The following is a 22,287-nucleotide window of genomic DNA, read 5'->3' as shown; positions in this document are numbered from 1 at the left end:
CTTATACATCGAGTTCAGGTTGGGCTTGTGCCTGTTCGGCAAAAGCCATGGCCGAGTCCATCAGCGGGGCCATGATGGCCACGGCTTCAGTACCGGTCAAATGCGCGTGCAAGGAGGCAATGTCATGCACGTCCAGTTGCCCTGCATAGGGCTTCCACAAATCGGGATGCAATTGTGTGCCGGCGTGATCCAGCGCCGCGCGGAAATAAAGCATGGGGCCGTCATAGACGTGATGTTCGTACAGGCGCACCAGGCGGTTATTGTTCTCCACCACCTGAAATACGCTGTCCAGACGCGTGTCGGGCAGCTCGGCCAGCGGGTGACCGCTGCGCTTGAGGAAGTCCACCACACCCTGACGGGTCAGGGAAACGTCGGGCAAGCTATCTGGGTCGTGGCCCGCAATATGCAGCAGCGCCTTGTAGATGGCATTGGGCTCGGGGGCCGGTTCGTTGCGCCACGCGTCGCTGGGATAGGCGTCCAGCAAGGACAACATGCCTACCAGTTGACCGCGACGACGCAGCTCCACGGCCATGGCCTGAGCAATAATGCCGCCCACGGACCAGCCTGCCAGATGGTAGGGGCCTTGTGCTTGAACTTGCTCGATACGATCCACATACACCTTGGCCATGGCATCCAGGCTGCCATCCAGACCCAGCGAGGCGTCAGACAGCACACTGGCTTGCAAGCCATAAACAGCGCGGCCGGCAGGCAGGTGACGTGCCAGTGCCCCATAGCACCAGGACAAACCACCGGCCGGGTGAACCACAAACAGCGCGGGCTGATCGTTCAGCCCCGGACGCAAGGCGATGATGGGACCAAAACCATCGGCTGCTGCGCTGCCAGACTGATCCAGATGTTTGGCCAGACGGGCAATAGTGGGGTATTCAAAAATAGTGCCAATTGATACGGCCTGACCGCGTGCTTCGCGCAGTATCAAGGCCAGTTTGGCAGCTAGCAGCGAGTGTCCGCCCAGGGCGAAGAAGTCGTCGTCGGCGTAAAACGCTTCGCTGCTTTCCAGCACGGTGGCGAAAGCGGCGGCGATTTGGTGCTGAGTGGCACCGTCCAGCGGCAAGCCTGCCGAGCGGGCCTGCAAGGCAGGAACGGGCAGCGCCTTGCGGTCCAGCTTGCCGTTGGCTGTCACCGGCAGGGCATCCAGGCTGATCCAGGCGCTGGGCACCATGTAGGACGGCAAGTGCTCGCCTACATAAGCGGCCAGCGTGTTGTCCGTGCACTGGCTGCCTGCTTGCGGTACCCAGTAAGCCACAATCGCCATTTGACCGGGTATGTCTTCACGGGCAATCACGGCTACGTGGGCCACATCGGGGTGACGCGCCAGCAAGGCTTCAATTTCACCCAGCTCGATACGTTGACCGCGCAGTTTGATCTGGTGATCGGAGCGGCCCAGGAAAATAACCGCGCCATCTTCACGCCAGCGGGCCACATCGCCAGTGGCGTACATGCGGTGGCCATGCAGGGCGTAAGGGTCGGGCACAAAGCGTTCTTCAGTCAGGTCCGGGCGGCCCCAGTAGCCTTGCGCCAACTGTCGGCCAGCCAGGTAAAGATGACCGGCCACGCCGGGCGGTACAGGTTGCAACTGCTCGTCCAGAATGTACAGGGCGGTGTTCCATACGGGGAAACCGATGGGCACAGGCTGGGATTGGTCATCCCGCGACGCAGGCCAGTAGGACACGTCCACGGCGGCTTCGGTTGGGCCGTACAGATTGTGCAGCTCGGCGTTCAGCAGAGAATGGAAGCGGTCGCGGGTAGCGGCCGACAGTTCTTCACCACTGCAAAACACCAGACGCGGAGCCAGTCCACGAGCGGCAGGCTCATCCAGGAAGGCGCTGAGCATGGAGGGCACAAAGTGCAGCACTGTGATGCTTTGTTCGCGCATCAGGCGGGCAATATGAGCCGGATCGCGGTGTGCTTGTGGTGGGGCGACGACCAAGGTTGCACCTGACAGGAAGGGCAGGAAGAACTCCCACACCGACACGTCAAACGTGGCCGGGGTTTTCTGCAAAATTCGATCACCGGCACCAATGCTGTAGTGCGTCTGCATCCATACCAGACGATTGACGATGGCGTCGTGGTTAACCAGCACGCCTTTGGGTGTGCCGGTAGAGCCGGAGGTGTAGATCAGGTAGGAAGGATCGTGCGGACCGGCGGCGGCCCAGTCTGGGGCACTGCAGGTTTGTTCAGGCTGCGGGACCAGCAAAGAGGCATTGAGCGTGCAACCGGGCTGGCCGACCAGCAGTCGCGGTTGAGCGGCCTGCAAGATGGTGTTCAGGCGATCGGCAGGCTGGTCCAGATCCAGCGGCAAGTAGGCAGCACCAGCACGGTGAATAGCCAGCAAGGACAGCACCAGCTCCAGCGAACGAGGCAGGGCCACGGCGACAATATCGCCGGTCTGCACACCGGCCAGACGCAGTTGCGCGGCCAGATTGGCGGTTTGTTCGTTGATCTGGGCGTAGCTGAGCTTCTTGCCCTCAAATTCCAGGCCACTTTGTTCCGGGTGAGCCTGCAACTGGGCGTGGATCAGTGCCCATAGCGTTGTTTCAGGGACCGGGTGAGCAGTCTGGTTGACGGTCTCAATCCAGTGGTGGTGTTCGGCATCCGTCAAGGTCGGCACGGCAGACAGGGTTTCAGCCTGCAAAGCGCGCAGCAGGAACTGCTCCAGACGGACCAGATGGGTTTGAATCTGTGCGTCGGTGTACAGACGCGGGTTGGCTTCCACTTCCAGACGCAAGCCACTGGCATCGGGTTGGGCGCGGAAGGTGAAGTTCAAGTCTTCCACGGGGCCAGCGCACAGCACGGTCTGGCTGGCGGTCAGGCCCGCTTGTTCGTAGGGCGCATCGAACGGCAGCACGTTGATGATGGGGCCGTGCAGGCGGCGCATGCCACCCAGCAAACCCAGATCACGGCGCAGTTGTTCACTACGGTAGCGGCCATGACGACGTGCCTGACGCAGAGCCTTGGAAACTTGGATCAGGTACTGATTCAACGGCTGGGATTCGTCGATCTGCAAACGCAGCGGAGCCACGTTCATGACGGTGGAGACGATACGGGCACTGATATGGCCCAGACGGCCCATCCAGGGCACGCCCACCGTGCATTCGTCCTGGCGGGTGTGACGGCGCACATAGGCGGCGGTCAGGCCCGTCAGAATGTCTGGCCAGCTGATGTCGCTGCTTTGTGCCAATGCTTGCAGGCTGGCTGTCAGTTCGGGCTTGACGGCGCTGCGTGCCAGCAGGAAATGATGATCGCTCAAAGCCTGGGATTCGCTCAGGCTTTGGGCGGGTTCTGCATCGCTTAATGTGTCCAGCCAGAACTGTCTGTCCTTGCTGCGGCGCTCGCTATTCCGATAGCTTTGATCGTCATCCTGCAAAAGGGTGAACGATTCCAGCTTATGCCCATGATCTTCACGGCCACTGAGCAGCGCCTTGTAGAGCTTGACCACTCGCGTCTCGATCAGCGCCATGCCATAGCCGTCAGCGGCCAGGTGATGGATACGCTGATACCAAAGATGGTGCTTGGGCCCCAGTACAAACAGGATGTGTCGTGCCAGTGGCGCAACGGTTGGGTCCAGCGGTGTGCGCAGGTCTGCCATCAGCTGGGCTTGGGCTTGTTCGGCCCCGTCTGCGTGGGCAGACAGGTCCACAATTTCCAGTTGAATGGGCTCTTGCGGGCGCAGGTACTGGGCCGGGCCGTCTGGCGTGTCCACCATGCGCAAGGTCAAGGCATCGGCTTCGGTCAGCGTCAGATTGATGGCTTGCGCAAACAGCGCGGTGTCCAGCGCCGAATGGATATGCGTGCAGTGCCCGGTATTGAAAATCGGGTTGAGCGGGTCCAAACGCTGGGCGTACCACAGACCTTCTTGTGCTTCGGTCAGGGGGCGCAATGGCAGTTCGGAAGGGGAGCTAAACATAAGCGTGTTGCAGTAAGAAAATCAACGGCCGTTTTGTTGGGCGCGTTCGATCAGGGACCACCACTGGCCCAAGGTGACCACCGAGGCCATCTCGGAAAACTCGATAGGAGCGCCAGCTTCGCGCCAGCGGGTGGCCAGGGTCATGACGCGCATGGAGTCCAGACCCAGGTCGATCAGATTGTCATCATCCAGAATGTCCTGGGGGTCTTCATGCAACATGGCGGCAATATCTGCGCGCATGCGTTCCAGGGTAAGTGCAGTACTCATGATTATTCTTGCGTTGTGTTTTCGAGTTGTTCGCGCAGTTGGGCGCGCAATTCCTTGCGGCTGATCTTCAGGGCCGCAGTTTCCATGAAACGGTCCACAAACACGATTTGATCCGGCACTTTGAAGTCGGCCAAACCGCGGCTGCGTATCCATTTCTTCAGTTCAATCGCGCGGGGCTTGTCATCCTTGGGGATGATGAAAGCGCAGCTGCGCTCGCCCAGAAACTCGTCGGGCACCGATACCACGGCAGCATCAAAGACCTGCGGGTGAGCCAGCAGATGATCTTCAATTTCCTCGGCGGAGATTTTCTCGCCAGCGCGGTTGATGTGGTCAGTGGCACGGCCCTGAACCATCAAGTAGCCTTCGGGCGTCATGCGTACCACGTCGCCTGTGCGATAGAAGCCGTCCTCGGTAAAGGAGCGGGCATTGGCCGCGGGGTTGTTGTGGTAGGCACGGATCGTGTAAGGACCCCGTGTCAGCAGATAGCCGGTTTCCCCAGGGACGACCGGATTGCCGTTGTCGTCCACGATCAGGATTTCATCGTCCGGGCTGATGGGACGGCCCTGTGTGTTGATGATGGTGTCCTCGGGATCGTCCAGGCGGGTGTAGTTCACCAGACCTTCGGCCATGCCGAACACCTGCTGCAAGGTCACACCCAGAGTGGGACGCACACGCTTGGCCGCTTCGGCGTTCAATTTGGCACCACCCACCTGGATTACTTTCAACGAATCCAGCTTGGCATCGGTCTTGGTGGCTGCATCCATCCACAGCATCAGCAGCGGGGGGACCAGACTGGTGTCGGTTACGCCTTCGCGCTCGATCAGTTCAAAGCAAACGTCCGGGCTGGGGGCGGGGCTCAGCACCACTTTGGCTCCGGCGTACAGTGCACCCAGAAAACCGGGTGAACTCATGGGAAAGTTGTGGGCAATGGGCAAAGCGCCCAGAAACACACTGTTCTCGTCCAGTCCGGCAATCTTGGCGCTCTCGCGCAAGGTGTAGATGTAGTCGTCGTGCGTGCGGGGGATCAGCTTGGACAAGCCGGTGCTGCCCCCCGAGATTTGCAGGAACGCCACTTCGGAAGGCTGGGCCGCCGATACGGGTACGTCTACATTGGCAGCGCTGCTTTGCAACTGGGCCAGGGACGTAAATTCTTGTGCGTCGCCCACGATGTAAACCTGCTCGACCTGCGGGCAGCGTTCACGCAGTTCGCGCACCAAAGGCAGGTAGTCAAAACCGGCATGAGCGTCCACACCAATATAGGCGCGCGCTTGAGCAGTATTGGCAAAGTGTTCGACTTCGGTGATGCGGTGCGCAGGCAGGACGTACACGGGCAAAAGACCGGCACGGAACAGACCAAAGATCACACTGACAAACTCAGGGATGTTGGGCAGGTGCACCAGGACGCGGTCGCCCTTGCGCAGACCGGCTTGCAGCAGGCCCGCCGCGATCTGACTGGCGTACTGGTCCAGCGCGCCATAGGTCCAGCGCTGGGAGCCGCCAACAATGGCTTCGCGTTCCGGGTGGTTTTGCGCGCGCGTGCGCAGCAAAGCGCCAAAAGTTTCCCCTTGCCAGTGTCCAGCATCGCGGTATCGCTGGGCAAAAGCGTCAGGCCAAATTTGTTCAACAGGAATAGATTTCATCATGGTAATGAGAACTATTACATAAATAAGTAGGCTTGTCAGATTTACTCGTGCTCAGTCAGCTTGGTGTCAGGCAGTTGAGCGCTGTCCAAAAAGCTGACTGTCCACGGAGCAAAGGGGGTGTTCAGGCAGATGGCGGCGGCATAGTTTTCCACCGGCCGGTGACTGTGCACCACCAAACCTTGCAAGATGGGATGGGGGGATTGTACGGTGCATCCATGATCTGGGTGACCGTCCAAGGATAATTCTTGAGGCTGAATATGAAAACCCGTGCCTGCATGTTTCAGGGCGGCCTCTTTGCCACACCAAAGCGCGTAGAAGTCCAGATCGCTCTTTAGCCAGAAACGCTCGGACGGCACACTGCAATGTTCGACCAGCCCTGGTTTGACGGGCAGGCGCATGGCCTCGATGTCTACGCCTATAGTTCGGTTGGCAATTCCAATCAGCACACGCTCGCCGCTGTGTGACAGGCTAAAGTGCAGATCGGCATCGTCCAGATCCAGCACGGGCTTGCCATGCTCCAGATGGGTGATGGGAACGGCGCGCGGCGTGCAGCCCAGCAAGGGCGCCAGAAAATGGCGCAGCGCACCGTGGGCTAGCAGGCTTAAATGCTGGTCCGACTGCTGTCTGCGACGGGCAATCACCGCCAAGGTATGGTCGGGAACCTGGTTTCGTAACCAGGATTCCATACCAGCGGGCAAGGGAAGCGACAAACTGTATACAGACAGCATGTCAAAGTCCCAAATGGCGTTGCAAAAGGGCGGCGTCCTGGCGCAGTTGCTCGGCAGGGCCGTCATACACCAGTTGACCATTACCCAATAACAAAGCGCGTTCGGCCAACTGCAGAGCCAGACTTAAATTCTGTTCGGCGATCAGTACGGTAATACCTTGCTCGTTCAGCGTTTGCAGCTGCGGCAGCAAGGTGTCCTGAATCGTCATGGGAGCCAGGCCTTCGCTGGGTTCGTCCAGAACAATAATGGAGGACTGCGTCAGCAGCGCACGGGCCAGTGCCAGCAATTGTCGTTCGCCACCGCTCAAGGCGGAGCAGGAGGACTGGCGGCGTTCATACAGACGCGGCATGGCTTCGTAGATGCTGTTCAGCGTCCAACGATCATCCGAGCGCGGACGTCGTGCCAGCCCGGCCAAACGCAGGCTTTCCTGCACGGTCAGCGTTGGGAAACGGCCCCGGCCTTGTGGCACCAAAGCCATGCCCAGCAGGGCGATTTTGTGCGTGGGCCAACCTGCAATGTTTTTCCCGTGCACATTGATTTGTCCGCTCCACTGCGGGCCCATATTGAACAGGCAGTGCAGCAGGCTGGTTTTTCCGGCGCCGTTGCGGCCCAGCAGGGCCACACTTTGCCCGGCGGGGATATCCAGCGAAATTTCTTGCAGAATGTCGGCACGGTCGTAGCGTGCATGCAGGCCGGAGATGTTCAGCGCTGTGCTCATGCCGCCTCCAAAGCCAGTTCGCCCAGATAGGCCTGACGCGCGCCTTCGTGCTGGCGCACGGCGTCCGGGGTGTCGCAGGTCAACAAGGTGCCCGATGACAGCACGGCAATCCGGTCACATTCCTGGAAAACAATATCAATGTCATGGCTGATCAGCAGCACGGCACATTGGCTGCGCATGGCGTGGACTAATGCCATGACTTCACGCGATTCGGACTCGGACAGACCAGCGGTAGGCTCGTCCAGCAAGAGCACGCGGGGTTGCTGCGCCAGGGCGATAAGCAAATCCAGAATGCGTTGCTCGCCGTAGGACAGGGATCGACCCAGCACATGGCCGCGGCCGGCCAGGGCGCTATGTTCCAGCAATGCTTCAGCTGCTTTCTGGCTGGCGGCGCGGGCGGCCTTGCGCCCCCACCAGTGGTAGCCGCAATCTTTTTTGATGCGCACGGCCAGAGCCAGGTTTTGCAGCAGGGTCAGTTCAGGAAAAATACGGCTGGTCTGAAAGCTGCGCACCATGCCTTGTTTGGCGCGTTCAATCGGGCCCAGACTGCGCAGGTCCTTGCCTTCCAGGAAGACCTGACCGCTGGAAGGGGAGGCCAGACCACTGATGATGTTGAACAGCGTGGTTTTACCTGCGCCATTGGGGCCAATCAGCCCCAGGGTTTCGCCCGCACGCAGCTCCAGGCTGACGTCCGTCAGGATATCCAGACCGCCTATATGCAAGGCCAGTTCGCGAGTGCTTAATAAAACGCTCATGCAGACCTCTTGCGTCGTTCTGCCAGACCATTGGGCATGAACAGAACTGTCAGCACAAAGATCAAACCTACCAGTAACTGCCAACGATCCGTGTAGGAGCTCAGGTAGGTCTGGGCAAACAGATAGAAGGTGGCCCCAATAAATGCGCCGCGCCAGGTGCGTATGCCACCGATCACACCCATGATGATGAGCGTGGCCGAGAAGCTCCAATGCACTTGTTGCGGGCTGACGTACTGATTCGCAAAGGGATACAGGCCGCCAGCAGCACCTGCTACCGCACCTGCAATCATGAAGGTGTAAAGGCGGATACGCCATGCCTGATAACCCAGGGCGGCCATGCGCAAGGGCTGATCGCGCAGACCGGTCAAGGCCAGCCCGATTGGGGCGCGGCTGAAAGAACGCAGCAGCAACCAGCAGATGACCGCCAGCGCCAGGGCCAGAATCATCAGGGTGTAAGGGGCGCTCAAGGGCAGATCGCCCAGGCTCAGACGCGGGAAACCGCGCAGGCCATCGGCACCGCCCGTGACATCACGCCAGCGAAATGCAACTTCCCAGATCAATTGCCCGGCGACCAGCGTAGCCACCATGAAAAACAGCTCGGAACTGCGCAGGCTGATCAGCGCCATCAATATGGACAACAGGGTGCCCGCCCCAATGCCCACCAACAGCATCAGCGGCAGGGACGCGCCCCAATACTGGCTGCTGACGGCGGTGGCGTAGGCGGCAAAGCCGAAAACCGCACCGTGGCCCAGGGTGACCAGGCCGCCGTAACCAATCAGTAGGTTGATGCTAAGGACAGCGCAACCGATCAGTAGAGCTTCGGTGCCAAAGCGCCACAAGAAGGCGTCGCCCCAGAAATAGCTGCTAAGCAAGACCAGGCAGGCCAAAGCAGGCCAAAGTCCAGTGCGCAGCAGGCAGGTGTTGAGCTTGTTCATTTAAACCTGACGCGTAGCGGATTTGCTCAAGCCATTGGGCCAGCAAAGCAGAAGGCCCAGCATGACGGCCAGGGTGGCGGCATTGGCAAAGGCCGGGACCCAGACGCGGGCAAAGGTGGTGACGAAACCCAGAATCAGCGCGCACAACAAGGTGCCGCGTACCGAGTTCAAGCCGCCAATGACCACCACCAGCAAGGCCAGCAAGAGGATTTCTTCATCCAGACCGGGGTAAACCGACAGCATGCCTGCGCCTAAGGCTCCACCCAAACCGGCCAGGCCGGCGGCCAGCGCCATGCCGATGGCAAACAGGCGACGCGAGTTCAAGCCCAGGGTTTCGACAATCTGGGCGTCCTGCACGCAAGCGCGAATGGCCGCGCCCCACAGGGTGCGATCCAGCAGGAACCAGAACAGCAAGGCCAGCGTCAGGCCGGTGACGATCAGGAACAGACGATAGGTGGGGAAGGGCAGGCCCATGATCCACACCCCGCCACGCAGCACTTGCGGCAGCATGGGCGAAAGCGTGTCGGCGCTGAAGCCCCAGCGCATCAAATCCGCCAGAATGACGGACAGGCCGTAGGTCAGCAGCACCTGCATCAAGTGGGTGCGCTGGTAGAACTGGCGAAAGGGGAAACGGTCCAGCAACAGGCCCATCAGCCCGCACAGTGCGAAAGCGGCGGGAAAGGCCAGCCACCAGGGCGCGCCGGATGCCAGCCACTGGACGCTGATATAGCCGCCCAGCAGGAAAAAAGAGCCGTGTGTCAGGTTGATGAAGTTCATCAGGCTGAGCACTAAAGACAGCCCCAGCCCCGCCAACATCAGCAGTGCTGAGAAGGACAGGGCATTGAGGATTTGAAGCAGAAAATAAGACAAGGTGGAGCTCAAGAACGCGGGCCGGGGTCCTGGATACGCTGGTAAGTGTGGACCACCGTGTTAAAGGGGCGACCTTGCGCGTCTTTTTCCACCCGGTTGACGTAAATATCCAGAATGGACTGGTTATTGCGCGGGTCAAAAGCCATGGGGCCAAAGGCGGTGTTGATAGGCTTGTCCAGCAGGGCCTGTTTGAAGGCCGCCTTGTTGGACAGATCACCCTTGACCGCATCCAGACCGGCCTTGATGACCTGGCCGGTCACGTAACCGGAGGTGCTGGCTTCGCCGGGCAAACGGCCACGGCTGGCCTGGTAAGCAGCCACAAAGTCCTGGGCAGCCGGAGCGCCGGGCGATTGGTGGAAGGTACTGACGCCACCTAAAGCAGCTTCGCCCACAGCGGTAATCACGTCTTCCTGATCGAACAGGGCACCGGGGCCCACGATCTGGATCTTGCCGTGCAGTTGGTAGTCCTGCATTTGCTGGTGGAAACGCACAGCGTCGGCACCGGCCAGGAAGGTGTAGACAAACTTGGGGTTGCTGGCAGCCAGATTCATCAGGATGGGCGCGAAGTCGGGCGTACCCAGGGGTGTCCAGATGCGCTCGCCCAGCGTGCCGCCTTGTTCCTGATAAGTATTGGCGAAGTCTTCAATGTATTCGCGGCCAGCGGTGTAGTCCGAACCCAGCGTGATGCCGCCGGATTTTTCAATGTGCTCGAAGGCCCACAAGGCGCCGGTGTGGCCCAGCATCCAGCTGGTTTTGGTGGGGCGGAATACGTAGGGGCTGGCTGCTTCACGAGCCAGGCCATTGGCAGCGGCATTGGAAATGAAGGTAGGCAGTTGCGCATCGTGCACGATGTCACGAATGGCCAGTGCGATATTGGCGCTGATGACACCGCCCAGAACGTCGATCTTGTCGCGCTCGATCAGCTTGCGCACTTTACGGATGGCTTCGTCCGGTTTGCCGTGGTCGTCTTCTACCAGCAACTGCACCTTGCGCCCGCCCATCTCGTAATTGCACTGTTGCAGCATCAACTCCAGACCGGCGCGCATGCTTTCGCCCAGGGAGGCGAAGGGGCCGGACAAAGATGTCAGCAGGGCAATTTTCAGGGGACCGTCTTGGGCGCGAAGCAGGCGGGGAACGCCAAACAGCAAAGGGCTGGCTGCGGCAGCCAGCAAAAGCTGGCGACGTCCAGCACGGGTAGGGGAGAGAGTCACGAGATCTTATTTTCCGTAAGAAAGCCAAGCTTGCCTGGCAGGACATCTCAGGCAGGAGGCTGCGCTACTAAATGTTAATCATTATCATTTTATGGTCTTTCCTGACGTAAATAAAGGCTCACACCCTTGAATGTCCATTTCGTGCGTGGGTCTTTAAAAGCAACGCGCCCCGATTGGGGGCGGATTCAGGGTGACAACGGCATGAAAACGGCCACGCGGACGCTTTATAAAAACGCACAGGGGCGGGCTATTTAGCGCGCATCTCCATTGATATTGGCGCGAATGCGGTTCAGGAACTGGCGCAACTGGGTCAGTTCTTCCGCCGAAAAGCCCTGGATGGCGCGGTGATGAATGTCCAGAGCCGCGGGCAGAACACGCAGAAAGTGCTGGCGACCTTGCTCATGCAGATGGATCAGTACACGGCGCTGGTCCAGCGGGTCGGGCTGGCGGGACAGGTGGCCCGCGTTTTCCATTACCACCAGGGCGCGCGACAAGGTGGTTTGATCCACATCGGTATATTGCGCCAGGGTACTGACGCCCAGGCCATCGGTTTCGTTCAGAAAAGCCAGCACACGCCAGTGCAGCAGGGTCAGTTCATGGCTGCGCAGCAAGGTTTGAAAGTCAGCATTTAAGGCCGAGGTGCTGCGATTGAGCAGATAGGGGATAAACGTATCGTGCCCGGTATAGGCGTCAGTCAGAGTACGGCTGGCCATAGTGAAGCGGCTTCCTTGATGCAAAAAAAAGCAGGCTACTCGTTCAGAGTGATTGAGTGAGCCTGCGAAAGCCCGGCCAGCGCTGCCATTGGCCGGGCAAGTGGTTGGTTCAGTGTCAGTTCGTATGATCCACTTTGCGCTGCAAAGCGGCAATCGTCAGGTTCAGTGCGAAGCCCAGCACACAGATCCAGACCAAGGGTACAAACATATCAATCGTGCGGTAGCTGCGTGCGGCGGCGGTCAGCATATGGCCCAGACCGTCGGTGGAGGCAATCATCTCGGCCAGAAAGACCACCACGCAGGCAATGACGCCTGCCACCCGTACACCAGCCAGCACGGTCGGGCTGATGGCGGGCAAAATGATTTTCCACAGGCAGGCGCTGCGAGATGTCCCGGCGGCACGCGCCGACCAGATCAGCTTGCGGTCCACCGTTTGCGCAGCCACCCAACTGGCCATCAGCACAGGGAAAATCGCATCCGAGACCACCAGAGCGATTTTCGATGAGCTTTCAAACCCCATGATCAGGATTAGTGCCGGGTAAAGGGCGATCTTGGGGATAGGGGCCAGCAGACGGATCAGGGCATCCAGCAGAAACGAGCTCCAGCGCGTCAGCTGTGCAATCAGCGCCAGGGCCCCACCGGCCACACAGGCAATCAGCAAACCACTGATCAGGCGGTAGACGGTGATGCCCAGGTTCTGCCAGAAGTCCGCCTGACCGGCCAGTTCCAATACACGCATCAGAATGGAAGAGGGGGTAGGCAATAACTGCGGGCTGACCCAGCCCGAGCGGGTGCACAGCTCCCAGACAATCAGCATCAGGGCCGGACTGATGCATAAAGAAAGTCCCGACAAATCCCGGCGTTTGGCCGGGCGGGTTTGAGTAGAACGCATAGCTTGTCCCGGTGAGGCTAAGGTTTTGGTGGTCATAGCGTCATCCTTTGTCCATCAGGCTCTGGGTCGAGTCATGCCAGTGTGTGCAGCGTTTGCGGACAAACTCGAACAGCGCATCGCAGGCAATGCCCAGCACGGCCAGCAGCATGATGACGGCATACACCGTGGAGTACTGCGCCATATCCATGGAGGTGAACAGCAGATTGCCTATACCTTCCTGACGCGCAATCATCTCGGAGGACACCATCACGATCAGGGCCATGACCACCCCGACCCGGCAGCCAATCATGACTTCCGGCAAGGAGGCGGGCAGAACAATCTTGCCCAGACGGGCAATGGGCCCCATGCCCATGGACTGGGCGACCCAGATCAGCTTGGGCTCGATGCGGGTTGCGCCGTGATAGCTGTGATAGAGCAAAGGCAGGGACACGCCCAGCGCAATAACCAGGATCTTGGAGAAATCCCCCAGACCGAACCACAGCATCAAGATCGGCATCAAGGCCGCTTTGGGCATGGGATAGGCCAGGGCCACCAGAGGATAGAAAGCGGTATAGACCAGGCGGCTGCGGCCCATGGCCAAACCCAGGGGGACGGCCACGACCAGTGCCAGGGCATAACCGGCAAACATGCGGCCAACCGACTGCAGGATTGCCGACCAGGCCATCGGGTCGCTGATCAGGGCAGGCAGTTCGCCCAAGGCCGCCCAAGGGCTGGGGAAGGAATCCAGCCCTACCCAACGGGCCAGCCCTGCCCAGGCCAGCAGCACCAGAATGGCCGCCATGACCAAGGAGGCCCAGCGATGTTCATACCAGTGCTGTGGCGTCATGGGTGGGCCTCCGCCATCAAGGATTGCTCCAGACGAATAATGGTTTCCTGATAGACCGGATTGCGCAGCAGCTCGCTACGGACGCGGGGGCGGGGCAGATCAATCTCCACTACCTCCTTGATGCGGCCGGGCGAGCCAGTCATGACAATCACGGTATCGGACAGGAAGACGGCCTCGTCCACGCCGTGCGTCACAAAGACCACGGTGTTGCGTAACTGCTCCCACAAGCTGAGCAGTTCCGTTTGCAGGGTGACGCGCGTGTGGGCATCCAGCGCCCCGAAGGGCTCGTCCATCAGCAGGATGTCCGGCTCATAGGCCAGGGTGCGGGCGATGGCCGCACGCTGACGCATACCGCCGGACAGTTCACGTGGATAGAAGGAGGCGTAAGGCCCCAGCTTGACCTTGTCCAGCCATTCGCTGGCGCGCTGTTCGGCCTGGTCCTTGGGCATGCCTTGTTCGCGCATGCCGTAGGCCACGTTTCCCAGCACGGTTTTCCAGGGGAACAGGGCGTACTCCTGAAACACCGGGCCCCGGTCTGGACCTGGGCCGGTAATGGGCTTGCCCTTGACGCGGATCTGGCCGCTGGAGCAGGACTCAAAGCCCCCTAACATATAGAGCAGGGTGCTTTTGCCGCAACCGCTGGGTCCCAGAATAGACACGAATCGCCCTGCCGGAATGCTCAGGGCGATGTCTTGCAGGGCCGTATGGCTGCGGCCCTGCCGGGTGTTAAAGGTTTTACCGACACCATCCAGTTCAATCATGGTGTTGCCTCGCGTAAATCAGCCCGATAAAAGTCCTGCACGTTCAAGGCTTTCTTCAGGAAACCCGCCTTGTGATAGCGGTCGTAGGTGCCCTGGATGGATTCCAGATTGGGCTGCATGTCCGGGACGCGGGCAAAGTCCTTGTCGGTGAACAGGTACTGGGCCAGCAAGTCCTTGGGCGCACGGGTAATTTGTGCCGTGACTTCTACGGCCAGTGCAGGATCTTTGCTGAGCATGCCCATGGCTGTTTTCAAGTCCTGCACATAGGCGCGCACCACTTCGGGATTGGCGTCGCTATAGGATTTGCTGCAGGCTTCGAAAATCTGTACGGATGGGCTGGCCACTTCGGACAGGGAGAACAGTTTGCGCAAACCGCCTTTCTTCTCGTTCAGCAGGGCAAAGGGCTGGGCCATGGGACCGGCATCAATGCGGCCACTACGAATGGCGTCGGCCGCAGGGGGAAAGCCGGTTTCGACGATTTTCACGTCCTTGTCCGGGTCGATACCGTTTTGGCGCAGCCACAGCAGCATGTCGAAGTACACACCGGCTCCATAAGCATTGGTGCCAATGACCTTGCCTTTCAGGTCCGCCGCGGTCTTGATCGGGCTGTCTTCCTTCACGGCCCAATAGACGGAGAAGTGATCATCGTCCGAATGCACGTGCTGGGCCACGATATAGGCTTCCAGACCGCTTTCAATAGCGCCATTGGCCAGCGACATGGGGGCCATGGTGGAGCATTCCAGAACGCCAGCGCGCATGGCCTGCACCATGGGCGAGGTGCCCTGGAACTGAGTCCACTGGATTTGATATTTCTTGCCCAGTTGCGGGAACAGCTCGGGGCGCTTGGCCATCAGGTATTTGGCTTCCTCGCCCGGAATGGTCCAGCCTACCCGCAAGGTGGGGACTTCCTGAGCCTGGCTCAGACCGTGACAGCTCATCAGGGCAAACAGCAACGCAGCGGTTTTCTTCATCGCAGGGCCGTCCCAAGATGAAGAGCGCCCTCTTGGAGGGCAGCAAGACGAAGGCGCAGCGTGGGAGTCTTTTTTCATTCCTGTGTCTCCTTGGCAAGGTGTTCGGCGCGGGCAGGGGCCAGGCCGATGTGATCCAGCATTCCCAGTACGCGGGCCAGCACGTCGCGTCGATACGCTTGTTGCTGGTCCACCGGGTATTCGTGAAAGCCTTGTCCGCTGCGCAGACCGTTGCGTCCACTTTCCATATAACGGGTGATGATGTCGGGTACGGCGTAGCGTTCCGGGTCCAGGTTCTGCGACAGGTATTGCCCGGCGTGATACAGAATGTCGTTGCCGCCGTAGTCGATGAACTCCAGCACGCCGATGCTGGCAAAGCGGAAACCCAGGCCGTAGCGGGTGGCCTTATCAATATCGGCTGCGCTGGCTACGCCTTCCTCAACCATGCGAGCGGCCTCGTTCATGATCAGGGTTTGCAGGCGTGGAACGATGAAACCGGGGTGGCAACCACAGACCACAGGCACTTTGCCGATGGATTCCAGATTGCTTTGCAGACGGCTCAAGGTCTGCTCGCTGGTGCCGGGGTGGGCACTGATTTCGACCAGTGGAATCAGGAATGCCGGGTTAAGCCAATGTGCGTTCAGGAAACGCTCCGGATGGCTCAACATGGGGGCCAGATCCGAGGCCAGCATGGTGGAAGTGGTGGAGGCGATCAGCGCATCGGGCCGGGCCAGTTCGCCGATACGTCCCAGGGCGTCGGTCTTGGCTTCTTGTGTTTCGGGCACGCCTTCATAAATCAGATCGGCCTGGCCCAGCACTTGCGCCGCTGCGCTCAAGGGGGCGACGCTGATGCAGGCCAGATGGCCGTCGATCTGTTCGGTGGCGAACATGCCCAGGTCGGCCAGTTGTTCCAGCGTGGCACGCAATTCCTGGCGTATTTCGGCTTCCAGACGGGCACTATCAGCAGGCTGACGGGGTTTGAAATCCAGTAAGGTCACGGCTTGGCCGCGCAGCGCATAGGCCAGGGCGATGCCCCGCCCCATGCGACCTGCGCCCACCGCAACGATACGTTTGATCGGGGCGGGCGCGTTCATCAGGCTCTCCCGGCTTGCAACATCTCTTGCAGTTGCTCGCGGCTCATCGTGTCCAGACCCAGGCTGGCCAGTGTGCGTTGGCCTTGGCGCAAATCTTCACCCACGATGGCACCGGCAATCGCCAGCAAGCCTTTGGTGACGGGAGCATCTACACCGGCCCAGTCGGCTACCGAGGCAAAGAAGGCCAGCCCCAGCATGGTGTCTTCACGCATGTAGCGGTGTTCGTGCAGGTCGATCTTCTCGCGCCAGTCGCCGCTTTTCACCAGCTTGGAGTGCGAGGAACGGTCGCCATACATCCACTGATCGTTTTCATAATGGTCGGACAGCGGGAAGTGCGGGGCACCGTAGCCCAGCGCTTCACGAATGCGCATGCGCTCATTGTCCAGTTGCGTGGTCACGGCACGGACCGAAGGCTGAGTGCCTTCGTTATGAATGTCCCAGGCCGGGAAGTGCTCCAGCGGACCTGCGTTCATCATGATCAGCGGTGGGTGGATGATGGGGCCGGCGTTCATCAAGGCACCGGACAGGGCATCTTCGCAGCGCTCCACGCTGGGGAACACTTTGCCAATCACCTCCAGGGCGTGGTCGGTATTGCGCGCGGGGTACACGCCGGTAGGCAGGCGGGTGGCGCGGGTGGTGATGTTGATGACGGTATCGCCATGTTTGCGGGCCAGCCAGGGCAGGGTGCCGGTTTCGGCCCAGCTGACATCGGCCTTGTTGCCGGTGCCGCGCACGATCTCGCTCATGATGAAGGAGCCAAAGGTGCCTGGGGGCAGAAATACGACCTGGCCGTCTGTCAGGTGCGGAGCCATGACGCGGGCAATATCGGTTTGGGCAATGGCGGGCGAAGGAATCAGGACCAGATCGGCACCGGCGATGGCCTCGCCAATATCGGCGCAGACTTTGGCAATGGGGATTTCGCGCTCGCCTGCTTCGTCTTTCAAGGTCATGACTGGACGGTCCAGCAAGGGCTGCAACTGGGCCGTATCACGACGCCATAAACGGACCTCGTGGCCCTGTTCGCTCAAGTCTGCCGCTGCTGCGTAACAACCGTGCCCGCCACCTAATACCGCTACCTTCATGTTTGTCTCCAATCTCTTTTTTTGATTTCTATGCACTTGCATATAAATACAGACTAAAAGAAGTTGAGGCCTAAAACAAGAGGATGAATGGGGGGAGTTACCCTAGGGCGGGAAAACTTGGATATGAAATGAAAAGGCGCGTCATGCGCGCCGGGAGAACACGGCTAAGCCGCGCCACAAGCCAGTTCCAGGGCACGCAAGGTGGCTTGAGCCAGAACGTGGCCGTGGCCGGCTCCGGGCAGAACATGCAGATTCGCCTGCATGCCTTGGGCTTGCAAGTGCGCTTGGAGTTTTTGCATGGTGGGCAGGGTAGGCACACCATTTTTGCGTCCTTCCGGGCCCGCTGCCTGAGCGCTAAGCGGATACCAGGCCTCGGAGGCGCCGGCCAGAATATCTACCAGCACCGGCTTGTCTACCCGCTCCAGCAAGGTCCAGATCAGGGGATCACGCCACCACAAGGAAGGGCTGGCGCACAGGTAGTGCTGAATGGGCAGGCTTTGCCGGCTAAGGGCATACAGCACGAACAGGCCAGCGTAGGAGTGGCCGTACAGGCTGATGCGCGAACGGGTCAGCGCAGGCTCCATGCTTTGGGCCAAGACTAGTGCCATACGCACTTGTTCGATCATGGCAGGAGCGCCACCCGCCTGCCATTGGGGGACGCGTGGGTCTTCCCATAGAGTGCTGTCCGGGCTGGGCGGGGTGTAATCCAGGGCGCGATAACGTGTGATCTGATCGCGCTCGCCTTGGTAACCCAGCGACAGAATCGCGCAGTGCTGCAAGGCGGGGTGGCCGCTTTCTTCCAGCAAGGGCAAGGTCCACTGACCATCGAGCAGGCACAGCAAAGGCAGGGGGCCGTGTTCTGGCTTGCTGTCTGGCAGGCGTAGCAAGACGTGATGGGGATGGCCGCCCGCAGGCGGCAGTTCCAGTGGAATCAGGCGTGACATGAAGGCTTAGGGGGCGGGCTTCAAATCAATCATGTAGGTGCCTTCCATCGGCACGGTCAGGAAGCGCTGGTTCACTTCTTCCAATGTCTTCAAGGCCGATACGCCCTGAAAACGGTCGGGGTGAATCCAGGCCGCCAGAGCTTCGATAAAGATCATGTGCAAAGGTGAATCGTTGAAGGCATGCCAGATGCCGTGGCTATTGCCGCTGCGCACGGCTGGCAGGGCTTGCAGACGATTGCCGTCAATAATGGCTTGCAGGCTTTTACGAGCCTGGTCTTCGCTGACGCCTGTGCCAATAGCCAATCCACCGGAGGTGGTGCGCTTGCCTGCGCCTGTGCCCGTAGCCACATAGACCACAGGCGCGCGGGAATTGATGTATTCAAAATTCAGCTTGCCGGTGGAGCTTTTCAGGACATCCGCGCCAATATTGTGGCCGCCTGCATAGCTGATCATGTCGTTAAAGGTGCCTGCGCCGGGCGAGTTGCAGCAGTCCGTGCTGCCTGCATGGGCATGCACAAAAACGGGCGGATGATCCGCCTTGGGCAGATCGGCCAGTCGCTGGGCAACGCCCTGCATGTGTTCTTCGTAGAACTGGATGAACTCGTCGGTGCGTTCTTTCTCACCCACGGCGTAGCCCAATGCGCGCAGGCTGGGTACGGTGTTCTCCAGCGGGTTCACAAAGAAGTCGATCACAATGACGGGCACTTTGGCGGCAGTCAGGCGCTGGATCAGGGCCGAGTCGCGTGTGTCCTGACCGGGAGTCAGGCCCGCAAAGGCAGCCGTCAGCACGACCAGATCCGGACGTAGGGCCAGGGCCTGTTCGATCGAGAAGGTATCTGCCGTATGGCGACCCACAATAGGGATATTGGCCAGTTGCGGGTAGCGCTTCAGATAGGTCTCGTACTCGTTGGAGAAGGAGGTTTTGAACTCGTCCGACCAGCCTGCAATCAGGTTTGCAGGCTCGGGGTGGACCAAAGCCAGTACCGGGAAGTGACGTGCCTGAGTCAGCACAATGCGTTTGGCGGGGCCAGGCAGGGTAACGGTACGACCCATGGCATCAGTAACTTCGATGGGCTGGGCCTGCACGCCCAAAGGCAAGAGCAAGGTCAGCGACAGCAGCAGGTGGCGCAGGATGTTCATGGGTTCTCCGAAGGTCACAGCACAGGCTCTTGCAGCCCGTCGATAATGATTTGCAAGGTGCCTTGCGAGCAGCTCTCCACGCGGGCGCGTACGCCATAAGCCTGGGCCAGCGAGTTGGGAGTAATCACCTTGGCAGGCTCGCCTTGCGCCAGCAGACCACCGCCTTCAATCATCAGCGCATAGTCACTATGGCGCAGAGCTACGTTCAGGTCATGCAGCACGATCAGAGTGATCAGATTGTTGTCGTGGGTTTCCTGGGCCAGCAAGTCCATCACGTGGAATTGATAGTTCAGGTCCAGAGCCGACAAGGGTTCGTCCAGCAGCAGCAGGGTAGGCTTGCGTATCAGGGCTTGCGCCAGGCCCACCAGCTGTTTCTGACCGCCCGAAAGCTGGTCCAGATAGTGCATGGACAAGTGCGCAATGCCCAGGCGTTGCAGGATGTGCATGATGTGCTCATGATCCACATCGCGGGCGTGGCCACCAGGGGCCGAGGCATTGGCCGCCACCAGTACGGATTCAAACACACGCAGGTGGACCGAGGCGGGCAGGGATTGGGGCAGGTACACCACTTTTTGGGCGCGCTGCTCGAAGCTGACGCCGCTCAGCTCCTGACCGTCCAGCAGGATCTCGCCGGTGGTGGGCTTGAGCAGCCCCGCCAGGGACTTGAGCAGAGTGGATTTGCCGCTACCATTGGGGCCCAGCAAAGCCACCAGCTGACCGGGCTGCAAAGGCTCGATGGTCAACTTGGACAGAATTTCGCGTTTGCCGTAAGACAGGCTCAGATCGTGGACTTCAAGCATGGTTCACTTTATTTGGCGTCGCAGCACAACGCCCAGGAAGAAGGGCACACCCACCAGCGAGGTGACAATGCCGACCGGAATAATGATGCCGGGCACAATGTTTTTCGAGGCAATCGAGGCCAGCGACAGAATCACCCCACCGACCAGCGCACTGCCGGGCAGGTAGAAACGGTGATCTTCACCAAACAGGCGGCGGGCAATATGCGGCGCAATCAGGCCCACAAAGCCGATGGTGCCCACAAAGGATACGGCCAGTGCGGCCAGCAAGCTGATACGCAGCAAGGACACCAGGCGCAGGCGTGAGACATTGATACCAAAGCTGGTGGCGCGGTCTTCACCCAGACGCAGGGCGGTCAGTTTCCAGGTATCACGCAGCGACAGCGGCAGAATCAATGCAAACACCGCCAGCATGATGCCGACCTTGCCCCAGGAGGAGCGCGACAGACTGCCCATGGTCCAGAACACCAGCCCTTGCAGGGCTTCGGCGCTGGCCACAAATTGCACCAGCGAAACCAGTGCATTGAAGGAGAACACCAGCGCGATACCAAACAGCACCAGGTTGGCGGTACTCATGGCGCCCCAGCGGGCCACCGCGTCCAAAAGCATGGCGGATAGCAGGGCAAAAATAAAGGCATTGGCGGCAATGGTCCAGGCTTGCGGAATGCCGGGAATCGACAGGTCCAGCACAATGGCCAGGGAAGCGCCAAAGGCCGCCGCCGAGGAAATCCCCAAGGTAAAGGGGCTGGCCAGCGGGTTATTCAAAATGGTCTGCATTTCCGCACCGGACAGGCCGAGTGCCAAACCAATGGCCATGGCCATCAAGGCATAAGGCAGGCGGATTTCCCAGACGATGACGCGGGTGGTCGGGTCGGACTGTTCCGGGTTGAACAGCGCGTGGCTCAGTTCTCCCAGGCTAAGACCCGAGGGCCCCAACATGAAATCGGCCACAATCGAGGCCAGAATCACAAGAACCAGGGCCCCAACAAGGAGCCAGCGACGTCTGAGGATGTGTTGATAGTCGGCCAGCGCAGGGGCCGGAACAGCAGATGTGGACATTAAGTGTCTGAATGATAACCGTTTACATAGAAAGAAAGTATAGTTCATCAGCCGGGCTTTGGCGCCCTTACCGCGATTCTTTTATGCAGCTTGAACATTTGGATTTTCTTTCCCCATTGGGCCGACAGTATCGTCTGACTTTGGCCTGGCCGGACACGCCAGCGCCTGCGGATGGCTGGCCATTGCTGTGCGTGCTTGATCTACCGCAATTTGAAGCGGTGCTGGCCACCTGTGAGAAGCAGGCTACACAAGCCTGTGCCGTGCTGGGGATAGGTTATGGCGGGGAGGTCTGGCGCGATCAGGACTTCACGCCCGCGCTGAATGGAGAAGCAGGTCACGCGCCGGATTTTCTGGCCATGATGCAGGACGTTTTCTTGCCCTGGGCCTACGCACAGGCTCCTTTGAATGCGCAGCGGCGTCTGCTCTGCGGCCATTCCCTGGGTGGCCTGTTTGCCTTGCAACTGCTGTATCAACAGCCAGAATTATTCGATGCACTGGTGGTGTCCAGCCCCTCGGTCTGGTGGGGGGAGGGCTATCTGGCTCGACTGCTGGCCCAACCCTTGCCCAAAGCCGCTATGACGATGCCCGTACAGTTCTCCGTTGGCGAGTTCGAGCAAAGCCTGGGCCCGGCAGAGGAAGCCATGCCCGAGGACAAGCGCGAGCTGCGTCGTTTGCGTTTGCAGGAGCGCCGCATGGTGGACGGGACCCGGGAGTTGGCACAGGCTTTGGCGCAGCAACAAGGTGGCGAGCCGCGTTTTCGCATCGTGCCGGGCTGTAATCACAGTCAGTCCGGTTTGGCAGCCTTGCCGCAAGGCTGTCTGGAATGGCTGGCTGAGTAGCCCTGTATTTTCTTGCCCACAAAGACGTTCAGCACGGTGATTGCCTGTATCCTCTGAACGTCTCCGAGCAGACCCGTATAATGCTGCTCATGCTTGCTTGAACCGGCTTTTCTGCCCTTC

21 protein-coding genes are annotated in these 22,287 nt (G+C 59.9%); 1 reads left to right on the top strand and 20 read right to left on the bottom strand.

The window, feature by feature from the left end; all coding sequences use genetic code 11:
- Position 1 precedes the first annotated feature (1 nt).
- The 20 genes from D0C27_RS09310 to D0C27_RS09215 form a co-directional block, all read right to left on the bottom strand.
- The gene (locus tag D0C27_RS09310; RefSeq protein ID WP_137430837.1) at positions 2-3,925 is read right to left on the bottom strand and encodes a non-ribosomal peptide synthetase; all 3,924 of its coding nucleotides are present in this window, start codon (positions 3,923-3,925) and stop codon (positions 2-4) included.
- Positions 3,926-3,946: 21 nt separating this feature from the next.
- Entirely contained in the window at positions 3,947-4,192 is a 246-nt protein-coding gene (locus tag D0C27_RS09305) for a phosphopantetheine-binding protein (RefSeq protein ID WP_003804459.1), read from the bottom strand.
- Positions 4,193-4,194: 2 nt separating this feature from the next.
- A complete protein-coding gene (locus tag D0C27_RS09300) occupies positions 4,195-5,835 on the bottom strand; it encodes a (2,3-dihydroxybenzoyl)adenylate synthase (RefSeq protein ID WP_137430836.1) in 1,641 nt (546 codons plus the stop codon).
- 41 nt (positions 5,836-5,876) lie between these two features.
- Positions 5,877-6,563, bottom strand: a complete 687-nt coding sequence (locus tag D0C27_RS09295) for a 4'-phosphopantetheinyl transferase family protein (protein WP_137430835.1) — start codon at positions 6,561-6,563, stop codon at positions 5,877-5,879.
- A gap of 1 nt (position 6,564) precedes the next feature.
- Positions 6,565-7,281, bottom strand: a complete 717-nt coding sequence (locus tag D0C27_RS09290) for an ABC transporter ATP-binding protein (RefSeq protein WP_009462853.1) — start codon at positions 7,279-7,281, stop codon at positions 6,565-6,567.
- Positions 7,278-8,036 (bottom strand): ABC transporter ATP-binding protein, encoded by a 759-nt coding sequence (locus D0C27_RS09285; RefSeq protein WP_137430834.1) that lies wholly within the window; start codon positions 8,034-8,036, stop codon positions 7,278-7,280. The genes D0C27_RS09290 and D0C27_RS09285 overlap by 4 nt, the downstream gene beginning before the upstream one ends.
- Positions 8,033-8,971 (bottom strand): branched-chain amino acid ABC transporter permease, encoded by a 939-nt coding sequence (locus D0C27_RS09280; protein ID WP_137430833.1) that lies wholly within the window; start codon positions 8,969-8,971, stop codon positions 8,033-8,035. The genes D0C27_RS09285 and D0C27_RS09280 overlap by 4 nt, the downstream gene beginning before the upstream one ends.
- A complete protein-coding gene (locus tag D0C27_RS09275; protein WP_035268872.1) occupies positions 8,972-9,841 on the bottom strand; it encodes a branched-chain amino acid ABC transporter permease in 870 nt (289 codons plus the stop codon).
- Positions 9,842-9,849: 8 nt separating this feature from the next.
- Positions 9,850-11,052, bottom strand: a complete 1,203-nt coding sequence (locus tag D0C27_RS09270) for an ABC transporter substrate-binding protein (protein WP_230940611.1) — start codon at positions 11,050-11,052, stop codon at positions 9,850-9,852.
- 251 nt (positions 11,053-11,303) lie between these two features.
- Positions 11,304-11,765, bottom strand: coding sequence for a MarR family winged helix-turn-helix transcriptional regulator (locus tag D0C27_RS09265; protein WP_009462841.1), 462 nt, complete (start codon positions 11,763-11,765; stop codon positions 11,304-11,306).
- A 115-nt stretch (positions 11,766-11,880) separates the two neighbouring features.
- Positions 11,881-12,657, bottom strand: coding sequence for an ABC transporter permease (locus tag D0C27_RS09260; protein ID WP_240688341.1), 777 nt, complete (start codon positions 12,655-12,657; stop codon positions 11,881-11,883).
- A gap of 40 nt (positions 12,658-12,697) precedes the next feature.
- Positions 12,698-13,483 (bottom strand): ABC transporter permease, encoded by a 786-nt coding sequence (locus D0C27_RS09255; protein WP_035268452.1) that lies wholly within the window; start codon positions 13,481-13,483, stop codon positions 12,698-12,700.
- Entirely contained in the window at positions 13,480-14,244 is a 765-nt protein-coding gene (locus tag D0C27_RS09250; RefSeq protein WP_009462836.1) for an ABC transporter ATP-binding protein, read from the bottom strand. The genes D0C27_RS09255 and D0C27_RS09250 overlap by 4 nt, the downstream gene beginning before the upstream one ends.
- Entirely contained in the window at positions 14,241-15,215 is a 975-nt protein-coding gene (locus tag D0C27_RS09245) for an ABC transporter substrate-binding protein (RefSeq protein WP_009462834.1), read from the bottom strand. Before D0C27_RS09245 ends, D0C27_RS09250 begins: the two co-directional genes overlap by 4 nt.
- A 74-nt stretch (positions 15,216-15,289) precedes the next feature.
- Positions 15,290-16,306 carry a 3-hydroxybutyryl-CoA dehydrogenase gene (locus D0C27_RS09240; RefSeq protein ID WP_060186118.1) on the bottom strand — a complete coding sequence of 339 codons (1,017 nt, stop codon included), beginning with the start codon at positions 16,304-16,306 and terminating at the stop codon, positions 15,290-15,292.
- Positions 16,306-17,388 (bottom strand): NAD/NADP-dependent octopine/nopaline dehydrogenase family protein, encoded by a 1,083-nt coding sequence (locus D0C27_RS09235; RefSeq protein ID WP_083054348.1) that lies wholly within the window; start codon positions 17,386-17,388, stop codon positions 16,306-16,308. The genes D0C27_RS09240 and D0C27_RS09235 overlap by 1 nt, the downstream gene beginning before the upstream one ends.
- 164 nt (positions 17,389-17,552) lie before the next feature.
- Positions 17,553-18,332 (bottom strand): alpha/beta hydrolase, encoded by a 780-nt coding sequence (locus D0C27_RS09230; RefSeq protein ID WP_137430832.1) that lies wholly within the window; start codon positions 18,330-18,332, stop codon positions 17,553-17,555.
- Positions 18,333-18,338: 6 nt separating this feature from the next.
- Positions 18,339-19,472, bottom strand: coding sequence for an ABC transporter substrate-binding protein (locus tag D0C27_RS09225; RefSeq protein ID WP_137430831.1), 1,134 nt, complete (start codon positions 19,470-19,472; stop codon positions 18,339-18,341).
- A gap of 14 nt (positions 19,473-19,486) precedes the next feature.
- Complete coding sequence (locus tag D0C27_RS09220) at positions 19,487-20,272, bottom strand: ABC transporter ATP-binding protein (protein ID WP_021447071.1); 786 nt, start codon at positions 20,270-20,272, stop codon at positions 19,487-19,489.
- Between the two features lie 3 nt (positions 20,273-20,275).
- Positions 20,276-21,328, bottom strand: coding sequence for a FecCD family ABC transporter permease (locus tag D0C27_RS09215; RefSeq protein ID WP_021447070.1), 1,053 nt, complete (start codon positions 21,326-21,328; stop codon positions 20,276-20,278).
- 98 nt (positions 21,329-21,426) lie between these two features.
- Here D0C27_RS09215 and D0C27_RS09210 point away from each other — a divergent pair, with 98 nt between their 5' ends.
- Complete coding sequence (locus tag D0C27_RS09210) at positions 21,427-22,167, top strand: alpha/beta hydrolase (RefSeq protein ID WP_240688340.1); 741 nt, start codon at positions 21,427-21,429, stop codon at positions 22,165-22,167.
- Positions 22,168-22,287 lie beyond the last annotated feature (120 nt).

It is taken from the genome of Alcaligenes faecalis (genome assembly GCF_005311025.1).
GTDB classification, from domain to species: domain Bacteria; phylum Pseudomonadota; class Gammaproteobacteria; order Burkholderiales; family Burkholderiaceae_B; genus Alcaligenes; species Alcaligenes phenolicus.
This window is presented reverse-complemented; position numbering and strand designations above follow the sequence as displayed.